Source organism: Amycolatopsis sp. NPDC058986 (assembly GCF_042741125.1).
Classification (GTDB): Bacteria; Actinomycetota; Actinomycetes; order Mycobacteriales; family Pseudonocardiaceae; genus Amycolatopsis.
On sequence record NZ_JBHYJW010000005.1, the window covers coordinates 1 to 12,268 of the forward strand.

Below are 12,268 nucleotides of genomic sequence, written 5' to 3' on the forward strand. Positions count from 1 at the left end.
CCTCTACGCCATGCTCCGCAACCACACCTACTACCGCCACCCCGAACCCACCACCGCCCCAGCCGCGGCTTGACAACCACATAGGGACACCCCCCGCACTCCTGCAGCAAGCCCCGTCGGACGAGCCCCGGAAATCTCACCGAACCCGTTCTCCCGGCAGAGTTCGGCGGTGAAGCGGGACACGGCCGCGAGCCGGCCGAACACCTCGCGAGTCCCGGGGGTTTCCGCGGCGAGCACTTCCTCGGTCAGGTAGGAGAACAGCGGCCCACCCGGGCACGCGAGCGCGGCCGGCGCGAGGGAGGTACGGCGAGCCGACCACTCGAGGGTGATCGCCGTCAGCGCAGGCCAGCCGGCGGTGAACTCGTACACCTGTGCCGTCGCCTCGGGCGGACCGGCTATCGCCGACGCCGACAGCGCCAGATCGACAGCGTCCAGTTCGAGCAGTATCGGCCGGGGACATCGCCTACCGGCAAAACCGCACAGGTGCCGACCGCGCCCAGGACGCGACGGCCGTGAACTTGCCGAACACGTCGAAATCGGGGACCTGACCCTTCGGCCGACTCGCCAGGGCTGAGCACCCCGCACATCGGCAGTGGTGGCGGAGACCTCCGTGCGGATGGGTCTCCACCACCGCCTACCACGCCTGATCGATCCAGCCCCGCGGCGGATCAGACGGTGAGGACGAGTTTGCCTTGGAGGTGACCGCCGTCGAGCAGCCGGTGTGCGTCGGCGATGCGTTCGAATGGGAACGTTTCCTGCACATGGACCCGGAGTCCGCCCTGTTCGGCGAGTTCGGCGAGACCGCGCAGGGCGACCGGATCGGGGTCGACCCCGATGCCGCTGAAGCGCATGCCCGCCGCCTCGTACTTCGCGGCGAGTTCTGTGTCCTCGTCGGCGACCGCCGTCACCAGGTGGCCGCCTGGGCGGAGCACGCCGAGCGATCGTTCGGCGGTGTCGCCGCCGAGCGTGTCGAACACGACGTCGATGTCGCGGACCGTCTCGGCGAAGTCGACCTTCGTGTAGTCGATCGCTTCGTCGGCGCCGAGTCCTTCGACGAACTCCCGCTTGCTCGCACTGGCGGTCGTGATCACGTGCGCGCCGCGTGCTTTCGCGATCTGGATCGCGACGTGGCCGACCCCGCCGCCACCGCCGTGAACCAGGACGCGGTCGCCGTCGGTCACGCCGCCGAGGTCGACGAGGCCCTGCCACGCCGTCAGCCCGACGATCGGCAGCGCCGACGCCTCGACGTGCGACAGCGACGCCGGCTTGCGCACCAGGTGCAGTGCCGGAGCGGCCACGACTTCGGCGTACGCGTTGGCCGCCCGGGGGAACAGCGGCATCCCGAAGACCTCGTCGCCGGGCCGGAACCGCCACGTCCGCGCCTGTTCGACCACGCCGCTGATGTCCCAGCCGAGAACGAACGGCGGACGGCCGAGCAGCGGGAACTCGCCGGCGCGCAGTCGCGCCTCCAGCGGGTTCAGCCCGATCGCCTCGACCCGGACGAGAACCTCGGTCGGCAAGGCTCGGGGCTCGGGCGCGTCCACGACGGTGAGCACTTCGGGACCGCCGAGCTTCTGCTGGGTGATGACGCGCATGACTCTCCTGACTTTGGGTGTGAGAACAACGATGATCGCCACAGCTCAGGCGCGCTACCGGTACCCCGCCAGAAAATTCTGATAACCCGCCAACCGCGGGCTAGGCTGAGTACCTATGAGCGAAGCGGTCGACGAGCCGGTGTTCTGGACCGACGATTCGGCGGTCTGCGCGCCCCTGGCCCACGGCGAGGACGTCGCCGCGCACTTCCACGACTTCGGGCAGCTCAGGTACGCCGCTTCCGGAGCGCTGGTCACCGACACCCGGGTGGGCACCTGGGTGGCGCCGGCGAGCCGTATCACCTGGGTACCGCCTTTCCACGTACACAGCAGTCGCTCGTACGGCGAGACCGAAGTCCGGCTGCTCCGGGTTCCGGCGGAACTGGCCGAGCGGCTACCGGCGGAGCCCTCGGTGTTCGTGGCCAGTGCCCTGATGCGCGAGGCCTACCTGGCGCTGCTCACCGACCACGACCCTGCCGACAGTCCCCGCGCGAGCCTGCTGCTCGAGGTCGTCGTCTCGGAGCTAGCTCGTGCCCGGCGGGAACCGCTGCGTCTCCCGGAGCCGAGCGACACCCGCCTCAAGGCCGTCACCGACCTGCTGCACGCCGACCCGGCCAGCCCGGCGACCCTGGCGGAGCTGGGGCACCGGACCGGCTCCAGCGAACGAACCCTCAGCAGGCTGTTCGGCAGCGAACTGTCGATGAGCTTTCACCAGTGGCGCACGCTGCTGCGCATTCAGCGGGCACTGCTCGAACTCGGCGAAGGCGCCTCGGTCACCGACACGGCGATACGGCTGGGCTGGGCGAACCCGAGCAGCTTCATCGAAGCCTTCACCGATCTCGTCGGCCAGACACCCGGCCGCTACCGCGCTACCGCGCACGCACCACACGAGTAGCCTCGGCCTGCCCGAACCTCGCGCGGCCGGAACCGGCGCTCGACGCGCACGCGAACCCGGACCGCATGCCTCGGCGGCACAGGCGAAAGACCGACGGAGCTGTACGAAACCGTCAGCGTCCGGAGGGATCCCCGTGTGACGTGCCGCACATCGGCCATTGCGGGCTACGTGTGCCCCGCAGGTTTGTTGCGGCTTCTACCAGGCACAACCTCGCCTGGCGAACAGGCCCGGGCCGGTTGCGCGGGTCCCTGGGCCTTCGTGTCGTGTGGCGGGGGTGAACACTTCCGGCGGCTCGGGTGAATATGCGATGTGACTAGGGCTGAGCGGTACGCCCCGGCGAGCGGGGTGGACGGTGATGATCGACCGGACTTGTGCGGGCACGACCTTCAGTCGGTCTTCCAGAGCTTGTTCGACAACCATGCCAGGGACGTGCGCCGATATCTGGCCAGCCGCGCCGGGCCCGCGGTAGCCGACGATCTGGTCAGTGACACGTTCCTGATCGCGTTGCAGCGACGGGCCAGCTACGACCCGGCACGGGCCAGCGCCCGCGCCTGGTTGTTCGGCATCGCCACCAACCTGCTGCGCCGGCATGCCAGGGCCGAAATCCGGTACCTGCGGATGACCGCCCACGACCACGGCACGCAGGTCACCCACGGGCACGCCGATCGGGTGGCCGACCGGGTCGACGCTCAGGTCAGGGTCCGGGAACTGGCCGCCGCGCTGGCCGATCTCGCCCCCGGGGATCGGGACGTGTTGCTGCTGGCCGGCTGGGGAGAGCTGGATGCCAGTGAAATCGGTGCGGTACTCGATATTCCCGCGGGCACTGTCCGTTCCCGGCTGCACCGGGTCAGACGGCTACTCCGAGCCCGAGCAACACCCAAGGCCCTGCACAGTCCGGAAGGAGAGCACACCGATGACTGAGGACAACATCCGTCGCTTGTGGACGAACGACGAGCTGGACGAGGCACTGAACTCGCTGCGCGCCGAGGAACTCACCGACCAGCGGCCCCTGGCCGCCGCGAACAACGCCCTGCTGAACGCGGTACGGTCCCTCGAAGGAACGAACACTCGTGTGCCCGGAACCACCCCACTGATCGAGTTCAAGGGAAAGCCGGCGTCCCCCACCGGGCGGCGCTGGTGGATCAGTGTCGCCGCCGCGGCGGTCATCGCCGTCTGTGCCACCACGGCGATCATCGGAGCCGACCACGGTGACCCTTCACTCCCGTCGCAGGTAGCCGCGCCGGGGGTGAAGTTCGTGTCGGTGCAGCAGGCACTGAACACCGCCGCCGACAAGATCCATGTCACCGGTGAGACTCCCCTCCCCGCGGGCAAGTTCCGCTATGTCGCGACCCACACCTGGCTCCTGTGGAACGACAGCAGGATCCCGGCCGCCTTCTCCGGCGAACAGCTGACGCAGACCTGGCAGCCCAGCGACTTCGACGGGCAATGGCTGCTCAGAACCGCGCCCACCGGGAACAGGAAATGGCTCATCGGCAACGAAAAAACGCTCAGGGCCGCCACAGAGCAGATCGAAAAAAACCACGATGCCGACCTCAACGCGTATTGGCCGAGTGGTGAATGGCGCGCCACGAGCGGAAAGTTCCCCGCCAAGGCCATGGCCCTCGTCGGCCGGTCCGACGACGAATGGGGCGCGCCCACCAAACGGCAGCTGGCCGAGTTACCGCGTGACCCGCAGCAGCTGTACGACCTCATGGCGGCCGACCTCTCGGTGGTGAACAAACCCAAGCTCGGCGGGGTACTGGACATCGCCACACGGCTGCTCAAGACCGGTGCCGTGCCGGCCGACCTCGAGGAGTCGCTCTACCGCGCCGTGGCCAAGATCCCCGGACTCAAGGTGACCGAGCAGGTGGCCAACCTCGACGGCCGCACGGGCGTCGCACTGGGCGTCGACCCGGTCGACGGCACCTTCCGCATGGAAATCATCGTCGATCCCGCCACCGGGGAATTCATCGGGGAACGCCGGACCCAGCTCAAGCCGGAGGAAAACGACATCACGGTAGCGGGCATCAAGCCCGGCACCGTGACCTTCTCCAGTTCGGTGCGGACCGCCGTCGCCGACGAACAGGGCGCCGTCCCGCCAGGACAGTGACCCGTTGGCCAGCCCGTATCCACCCAAGTTTCCCGATACCCGGCAACCCCTGTATCACCTCACGAGGGAGTACTGATGACACCACGGAGACGGTTGACCGCCGGCGTGCTGGCCACGGCCTGCGCGGCGGCGACCTTGGCGGCCGTGCCCGGCCAAGCGGGCGCGGCCGCCGCGCCGGGCGCACCGGCAGGGGACGGCGACGGCCACCAGGTCACGTTGATCACCGGTGACCGGGTCAGCGCGCACAGGGACGCGCGTGGCCACTGGTCACTGGCCATGCAGGACGATGCCCGCTCCGGGCACGCGCCGTACGTCCAGTTCGGCGCCCGGCACGGGGACAGCACCGACTCGTACCTGGTACCGGTCTCCGCCCTTCCGCTCGTCGAAGCGGGCCGGCTCGACCGGGAACTGTTCAACATCACCGGGTTGATCCGCCAGGGCTACGACGACGCCGGCACCGACACGCTGCCGCTGCTGGCCGAGTACTCCGACGGCGTGGCCGCCCGCTCGGCCGCGCCGGCCGGCGCCCAGCGCGGTCGCAGCTTCGGCGAACTGGGCTACACCGAACTCGGTGAGTCCAAAAAGGACGCCAAGGAGTTCTGGGCAGGGCTGAGCGCGGGCGGACCGGCCGCGCTGTCCGGTGGGCCGAGCAAGATCTGGCTCAACCACCAGGTGCGTGCCTCGCTGGACCAGAGCGTGCCGCAGATCGGCGCACCGGCGGCCTGGCAGGCCGGTTACACCGGCAAGGACGTCACCGTGGCCATCCTGGACACCGGGATCGACGCGGAGCACCCCGACCTGGCCGGGAAAGTCGCGCAGAGCAAGGATTTCAGCGGCAAGGGCAGCGTGGCTGACGGCAACGGGCACGGCACGCACGTCGCCTCCATCATCACCGGCTCCGGCGCGGCCTCGGGCGGCAGGTACAAGGGGGTCGCCCCGGACGCCAAGCTGGCCATCGGCAAGGTGATGAGCGACGGCGGCTCGGGCCGTGCGTCCGACATCATGGCCGGCATGGAGTGGGCCGCGCGCGAGGCCAAGGCGAAGGTCGTCAACCTGAGCCTGGGCAGCTACCCCACCGACGGTACCGACCCCGAATCGCAGGCCATCAACAAGCTGAGCAAGCAGTACGGCACGCTGTTCGTGGTCGCCGCCGGTAACAGCGGGCAGGACGAGGGGGTCAGTTCCCCTGCCACGGCCGACGCGGCACTGGCGGTGGGCAGTGTGACCAAGTCCGACGCGCTGTCCCCGTTCTCCGACCGCGGCCCGCGCGTCGGCGACGGCGCGGTGAAGCCGGAGATCGGCGCCCCGGGCAGCGACATCGTGGCCGCGCGCGCCAAGGGGACCACTATCGGCAAACCGGTGGGCGAGTACTACACCACGCTCTCCGGTACCTCGATGGCCACCCCGCACACCGCGGGCGCCGCGGCCATCCTCGCGCACCAGCACCCGGACTGGACCGGCGAGCAACTCAAGTCCGGGTTGGTCGGCACGGCCAAGGAACTACCGGGTATCGGGGTGACCGCGCTCGGCGGTGGCCGGCTCGACGTGGCCACCGCGGTGACCCAGGCCGTGCGGTCCGAGCCCGCGACGGTGAACACCGTTGTGCGGTGGTCCGGCAAGCCCGATAAGCGCACGGTCACCTACACCAACCCCGGCGCCACCCCGGTCACGCTGGGCCTCGCCTTCAGCCTGGCGGACAAGCAGGGGCAGCCGCCCGCCGCGAACCTGGCGAAGATCTCGGCGAACTCGGTCACCGTGCCCGCGGGTGGCAAGTCCACTGTGGACATCACGTTCACCTCGAGGTCCGGCAAGCCCGGCACCTACCAGGGTCTCCTGCTGGCGAGCACCGCGGACGGCAAGACGCGGGTGCGCACCCCGGTCGGGGTGCAGGACGAGCCGGAGCTGTACGACCTGTCGGTGAAGACGCTGGGCAGGGACGGCAAGGCACCCGGCGCGCAGGACAACCAGACCTCCGTCGCCGTCAACGTCCACACCGGACAGAGCTTCTTCGGTTACGCCGGAAAGCCGATGCGGGTGCCGCCAGGGGAATACACCCTGAGCGCGGGACTCACGGCCCGCAGGCCGGACGCTCCGGTGGAAGTCACCGCGTTCGCCAACCCGGACGTCAAGGTGACCCGTGATACGACGGTGTCCTTCGATGCCCGCCAGGCCAAGCCGGTGACGGTCCACACGGACCAGACCGGTTCCCCCGCCGGTGGACTGAGTGCCCGGCTGGAAACCCGCCCCGAGGGGCCGCACGAGCCGGTGTCGCTCGGGTTGGCCGCCGGCGCACAGTTCCAGCGGCTCTACGCCTATTCCACCCCGGGGGTGGGCTCGAAGTACTTCCGCTTCACCAATGACATACAGCTCTTACAGCCGCGCGTGGAACTCACCGCGGAAGGGGCGCAACCGCTGGCAGTGGACGTGGGCTTCGCGCCGTTCTCCGACGGCCCCCCGCTGTCCGCCCAGCGGCTGGGCACCGTCTACGGCGGTGCCGGCACACCGGCCGATCTGTCCAAGGTGGACGCCAAGGACAAGTTGGTGCTATTGGACTTCCCGAACGGCATCCCCGCCAGCGAGGCCAGCAAGCGCGTCGACAACGTGAAGGCGGCCGGTGGGCGCTTCGCCGCCTACCGCCTTGTCGACGCCGGCGCCTCGGCCAGGCTGCTCGGCGCCGCACCCGTCACGTGGTCGCTGCCGACCTTCTCGGTGGACGGGTACACCGGCGACCGCTACGTGGCACTGGCCAAGGCCGGCGGCTTGACCTCTTCGCTGACCATACGGGACCACAGCGAATACGCGTACGACCTGTACTACCCGTCGGCGGGCAGCATCCCTGCCAACCTGGTACACGAGGCCAGGGCCGCGGACGTGGCCGCGGTGACCATGGCCTACCACGGCTACGCCAAGGAATTCCTCCCGATGGTGTACGCGTTCGCGGTGGGTCCGGAAGGGGAGATCAACCGGGGCGGGAGGAGTGCCACGCCCCAGTCCGAGGAACGGCGCTACTTCACCCCGGGTGACTGGCGACTCGCGGTGCAGGGCGTCGAGTTCTCCGATGCCAGCGCTCGCCCCGGCGGTACCCTCGTCGAGGGGCAGCGCACCCTGGCGGCGGGCAAGTCCTCCCGCATCGACTGGAACGCCGCGGTCATCGGCCCCGCCTTCACCGGCACCACCGGGTCGGGCCGTCCGTGGGTGTCGCAGACCGAGGACTACGCGCTCGACGTCACGTTGCCGGTGTTCTCCGACGCGGCCGGGCACAGCAGCGGCACGGACTACATCTACGGACTGGACCGGGGTACCACCGCGGCCTATCTGGACGGTCAGCTGCTCGGTACCCAGAACTCGCCGGGACGCGGTGTTTTCCAGGGCCCGGCGCGGTTCGGCACGTACCGGATCACCACGGAGGTGACCAGGGACCAGCCCTGGTGGCCGGTCTCCACCAAGTTCAGTGGTGAGTGGACGGTCGCGTCGGCCCGGTCCGCGGACGCACCGCTGGGCATGCTCGCCGTCGGGTTCGCCCCACCGGCGGACCTGCGCAACATCGTGCCGGGCGGCAGGGAGATCAGCTTCCCGGTGACGGTGACCCGGCAGGACTCGCCGCCGAAGGTCACCGCGCTGTCGGTGGAGATCTCCTACGACGACGGTGCCACCTGGCAACCGGTCGAGCTGGCCCCGGACGGTCCGAAGTGGACGGCCAAGGTCCGCCACCCGGTGAGCGGGTTCGCCTCCTTGCGGGCCAAGGCCACCGATGACAAGGGCAACGCGGTGAGCCAGACCATCACCCGCGCCTACCAGATCGGCTGAGTGGCCGTGGGGGGTTCGCCCCGCCGGGCGAACCCCCCACACCGCGCAGAACGCGCTCCCGCCCACTTCGCCTTCGGCGTCCATGGTGGTAATCGCGTTCTGCGTGGGTCCGGTGCGGGGATCAGAGGTGCATGCTCGAGCCGAGGCTGTCCAGCGCCTTGCTGACCATCGCCTGGGCGTTGGCGTTCAGAGTGGAGTTCGTACCGTTCACGACCCAGTCCGAGCCGGAGAAGATCACCACGGTCACGCCGTTGTCGACACCGCCGTCGGTGCCGCTGCTGTTGATGCCGAGCAGCGACGCCGCCTTCACCGACGCTTCACCCAGTTCACGGGAGTCGTTGTCCGAGGTGTCCTGGTCGTTCGCGGTCTGCGTGTCGCCGAAGATCGCGCCGATGACCTTGCTCTTGTAGAACATCAGCGCGAACTGCCTGCCCTTGATGCCGTGCTCCTTGTAGAAGAAGTGCGGACAGGGGCTCTTCTTGTCGTAGCAGTCGTCGCCGAGCACGTAGAACGGCACGTGGTGCGCGCCAAGGGACTTCCCGTTGCTGTCCTTGAACGTCGTGGTGCCCTGGTGGTCCGGATCGGGGTCGGGGTCGCTGCCGTCGGTGTCGACCGCCAGGCCGGAACCGTAGGCGTAGACGCCCTTCACCACCTGGTACACGTTCACGTTCTTGGCCCGTGTCATGGTGTTGATGTGCGGTTTGCTGTTGACCTTGTTCGCGTCCGTGCTGTTCTTCTTGACGCCGGCCAGCACCTGAGCGGCCGTGTACGACGGGGCCGCCGCGGCGCTGGTGTTCGTCGTGGCTGCGTCGGCGGACTTGACAGCGAGCGGCGCGGCGAGCGCCAGAGCAGCGCCTACCACCGCGAAACGCCTTCGGGAGGATGACATCACCGGGCGACCTCCAGCATATGTTAGGAAAACTTCCTAACATATGGAACCACCCATGACCGCCCCGTGTCACGAGCTCGACTCGAGAAAGTTCAAGGCCGCCGCCCCGGATTCCGACCATCGGGACAGCTCCCGCTGATCGGAACGCAGGCGGGTCCAATTTGGACCGCGAGCAGTAGGCGCGGGGTGAGTAGCCACTGTTCCCGATGTTCGCCTCCTGCGGCGGGGACGTGCGTTGTGGACAACGCCTGTCCCCGCCGTATCCCGGCCGGTGCGCCCTACTCCGGCGCCTGGAAGCCGCCGATCTTCCGCTCGAGCAGTTCGGCCAGCCGCAGCGGGGTGCGGTCCTCGAACATCGGACCGATGAGCTGTACTCCGACCGGCAGTCCCTCGGGCGACCGGCTCGCGGGTATGGCGGTGGCCGGAAGGCCGGGCATGGTGGCCAGGCCGGCCCAGACGAGCTGGTCGAAGTAGGGGTACTCGACGCCGTCGATGTCGATGCGCCGTTCCATCGGATTGGGGTGGTGGTCGTGCGGGAACGCGGGCGTCGGCGTGATCGGGCACACCACGGCGTCGAACTCGGCGAACAGCCGCCGCCAGCCGTGGCGGTGGAGTTCGCGGCCGTTGTTCGCCTCGATCCACTCGCGGTGGCTGAACATCATGGCGCGCAGACGCGCGGCGTCGAGACTCCGGTCGTCCGCGCTCAGTCCGGCGACGTGGAGCCGCAACTGCTCTTGCGATTCGATGGGAAACCGCGCGACGGAGCCCGAAATCAGCAACTGCATGTAGAGCGTCGCGGCCTCGGCCAGATCGGGCAGCAGCGGACTGCGCCGTTCGACGTGGGCGCCGCCGTCGACGAGCGCGCCGGCCACCCGGTTCACGCCCGCCCGCACAGCGGCCCCGGTCGGAACGAACGGATGCTCGTCGAGGACCAGGACCCGGAAGTCGCGGAGCCGGTCGTGGCGGGCGGGCGGCAGCGCCAGCCGGTGCGCCACGCCGAGTGTCAGCGGGTCCGGCCCCGCCATGACGTCGAGCAGGAGCGCGAGGTCGCGGGCGGTGCGCGCCATCGGACCGACGACGGCGAGGTCGAGGTCGACCGGCAATGCCGGCATGGCCGGCGGGACCATACCGCGGTTCGCCACCAGCCCGAGTGTCGGCTTGTGCGCGTAGACGCCGCAGAAATGCGCGGGGGTGCGCAGCGAACCGGCGATGTCGGAGCCGATGGACAACGCGCCGAACCCGCACGCCAGCGCCGCCGCCGACCCGCCGGAGGATCCGCCCGACGTGCGACCGTGATCCCACGGGTTGTTGGTGGTGCCGTAGATCTCGTTGAAGCTCTGGATGTCCTGCAGCCCCAAGGGCACATTGGTCTTACCGAGCACCACCGCGCCCGCGGCCTTGAGCCGCGAGACCTGTACCGCGTCCTCGGCAGGCACGAAGTCCCGGTGCGGCGGCATGCCCCAGGTCGTGGGCAGCCCGGCGACGTTGTAGCACTCCTTGACCGTCACCGGAACACCGAGCAGTGGCCGATCCTCGCCGCGGGCGCGCGCCTGGTCGGCCTCCCGCGCGGCGGCCCGCGCACGGTCGAAGTCCGGCACGCAGATCGCGTTGATCACTTTGTCGTCCCGCTCGATACGAGCGATCGCCTCGTCGGTCAGTTCCACCGAGGTCACCTCACCGGCACGCAACGCGGCCGCGAGCTCTTCCGCCGTCCGAAAATTCCACTCCATGAATCCGACGCTATCGGCCTGCCACAGCGGACATAAAACGCCGGTTCACGCAACAGGGAGGCCGAACGGGCCGTCTTCGCCGGCGAAGTCGCGCACTCGCTCCCCCACCGAAGGCGGCCCACCGCAGGTCACAGCGCCGACAGCGGGAAACTCCGCCCGCACAGGCCATGGAATACCGCGTCGTGCAACAGGATGGATGTCTCAATTCCTGCCCACTGACCGTTGATTTTCCCGATCACCCATGGGGCCTTTCCCTGCACATTGTTGCCGACGGGCAATAGCCGTCCTGTTTCGCACTGTCCACACCGTGCACGCTCCCACGCTCCAGTTCGATCAGCCGGACATGTCCTGGGAGCTCGACGGCAACCAGTCCCAGGCCCGAGCGGCCCTTCTCGAACAATTGACCCAGCCACACCACTTCGTGGCCGGCGCCCACCTCGACTCGCCCGGCATCGCCCGCGTAACCCCGTCCGGCGATGGTTATGCGCTGGAGTACCTCGCACCACCGATCGGCTGATCGAGCCTGTCGGATGGCGCCAGGTGCGTGACGGCGCAGCGGCGGAACTCCGAGACGAGGGGCTCGTTGTCGTCGGCGCGCGTCGCCAGTACGACGTGGCTGGGCTCGACGCCGCGCAAGGGGACCAGCGTGAGGTCGGGCCGGACGGTTTGAGCGTGGCTGAGGAACGTGACGGCGACGGCGTCACCGGCCGCGACGAACTCCCACGTGTCGTCGAGGGCGTTCATCGCGGGTCCCTTGGGCGCGGGGCGTCCGTCCGGGCGCGGTTCCAGCCGCCAGAAGGCCGCGCACGCGGGATCGGTTCCGGGAACCCAGGGCAGCGGCTCGTCGGCGATGTCCTCGAGGGTGAGGAACGGCCGCGCGGCCAGCCGGTGGTCGCGGCGGACCACCACCGCTCGCGGCTCGTCGTAGAGGTGCGTGACCCGCAGGCCGTCGTCCGGGAACGGCAGCCGTGCCACCACGGCGTCGACCTGGCGGTCGAGCAGGCCTTCGGCGGGCCGGCACCAGCCGAGGTGCACCGTCCGCACCTCGGCTTCCGGGCGCCGGCGGCGTAGCGCGCTGGTGGCTGGGGTGACGATGAGACCTCCGGAGTAACCGACGGTCAACCGGCCGGGTGCCGCCGTCGCGCGGGCGCCGGGGCCCGCCACGGGCCCCCGGCCCCGGCGTGCTATCGCCGTGTGGCGATATGGAAACCCCGCAGCGCGGTGGGGGGGGCCGCGCGGTGTGGG

9 protein-coding genes are annotated in these 12,268 nt (G+C 69.6%); 5 read left to right on the forward strand and 4 right to left on the reverse strand.

What is annotated here, in order from left to right; all coding sequences use genetic code 11:
- Positions 1-668: 668 nt before the first annotated feature.
- Positions 669-1,595, reverse strand: coding sequence for an NADP-dependent oxidoreductase (locus ACFW0G_RS06320; RefSeq protein ID WP_378323734.1), 927 nt, complete (start codon positions 1,593-1,595; stop codon positions 669-671).
- Between the two features lie 115 nt (positions 1,596-1,710).
- Here ACFW0G_RS06320 and ACFW0G_RS06325 point away from each other — a divergent pair, with 115 nt between their 5' ends.
- The 4 genes from ACFW0G_RS06325 (at position 1,711) to ACFW0G_RS06340 (ending at position 8,404) form a co-directional block, all read left to right on the forward strand.
- The gene (locus ACFW0G_RS06325; protein ID WP_378323735.1) at positions 1,711-2,487 is read left to right on the forward strand and encodes an AraC family transcriptional regulator; all 777 of its coding nucleotides are present in this window, start codon (positions 1,711-1,713) and stop codon (positions 2,485-2,487) included.
- 309 nt (positions 2,488-2,796) lie between these two features.
- A complete protein-coding gene (locus ACFW0G_RS06330) occupies positions 2,797-3,408 on the forward strand; it encodes an RNA polymerase sigma factor (RefSeq protein WP_378323736.1) in 612 nt (203 codons plus the stop codon).
- Complete coding sequence (locus tag ACFW0G_RS06335; RefSeq protein ID WP_378323738.1) at positions 3,401-4,597, forward strand: CU044_5270 family protein; 1,197 nt, start codon at positions 3,401-3,403, stop codon at positions 4,595-4,597. The genes ACFW0G_RS06330 and ACFW0G_RS06335 overlap by 8 nt, the downstream gene beginning before the upstream one ends.
- A 75-nt stretch (positions 4,598-4,672) precedes the next feature.
- Complete coding sequence (locus ACFW0G_RS06340; RefSeq protein WP_378323739.1) at positions 4,673-8,404, forward strand: S8 family serine peptidase; 3,732 nt, start codon at positions 4,673-4,675, stop codon at positions 8,402-8,404.
- Positions 8,405-8,525: 121 nt separating this feature from the next.
- Here ACFW0G_RS06340 and ACFW0G_RS06345 read toward each other — a convergent pair whose 3' ends face one another.
- Together ACFW0G_RS06345 and ACFW0G_RS06350 are read right to left on the reverse strand one after the other, a co-directional pair.
- Positions 8,526-9,266: a glycoside hydrolase family 75 protein gene (locus ACFW0G_RS06345; RefSeq protein WP_378323741.1), complete on the reverse strand. Its 741-nt coding sequence runs from the start codon at positions 9,264-9,266 to the stop codon at positions 8,526-8,528.
- Between the two features lie 305 nt (positions 9,267-9,571).
- Complete coding sequence (locus ACFW0G_RS06350; protein ID WP_378323742.1) at positions 9,572-11,023, reverse strand: amidase; 1,452 nt, start codon at positions 11,021-11,023, stop codon at positions 9,572-9,574.
- A 307-nt stretch (positions 11,024-11,330) separates the two neighbouring features.
- Here ACFW0G_RS06350 and ACFW0G_RS06355 point away from each other — a divergent pair, with 307 nt between their 5' ends.
- Positions 11,331-11,540, forward strand: a complete 210-nt coding sequence (locus tag ACFW0G_RS06355) for a hypothetical protein (RefSeq protein ID WP_378323744.1) — start codon at positions 11,331-11,333, stop codon at positions 11,538-11,540.
- On the opposite strand, the gene ACFW0G_RS06360 is transcribed toward ACFW0G_RS06355, so the two are convergent.
- A complete protein-coding gene (locus tag ACFW0G_RS06360; protein WP_378323745.1) occupies positions 11,504-12,187 on the reverse strand; it encodes a LysR family substrate-binding domain-containing protein in 684 nt (227 codons plus the stop codon). The two genes, ACFW0G_RS06355 and ACFW0G_RS06360, sit on opposite strands and share 37 nt — an antisense overlap.
- Positions 12,188-12,268: the final 81 nt, after the last annotated feature.

Excerpts from the sequence above, each read along its gene's own strand:
- ACFW0G_RS06350 (WP_378323742.1), bottom strand. The coding sequence starts at position 11,023 with ATGGAGTGGAATTTTCGGACGGCGGAAGAGCTCGCGGCCGCGTTGCGT.
- ACFW0G_RS06335 (WP_378323738.1), top strand. The coding sequence starts at position 3,401 with ATGACTGAGGACAACATCCGTCGCTTGTGGACGAACGACGAGCTGGAC.
- ACFW0G_RS06320 (WP_378323734.1), bottom strand. The coding sequence starts at position 1,595 with ATGCGCGTCATCACCCAGCAGAAGCTCGGCGGTCCCGAAGTGCTCACC.
- ACFW0G_RS06325 (WP_378323735.1), top strand. The coding sequence starts at position 1,711 with ATGAGCGAAGCGGTCGACGAGCCGGTGTTCTGGACCGACGATTCGGCG.
- ACFW0G_RS06340 (WP_378323739.1), top strand. The coding sequence starts at position 4,673 with ATGACACCACGGAGACGGTTGACCGCCGGCGTGCTGGCCACGGCCTGC.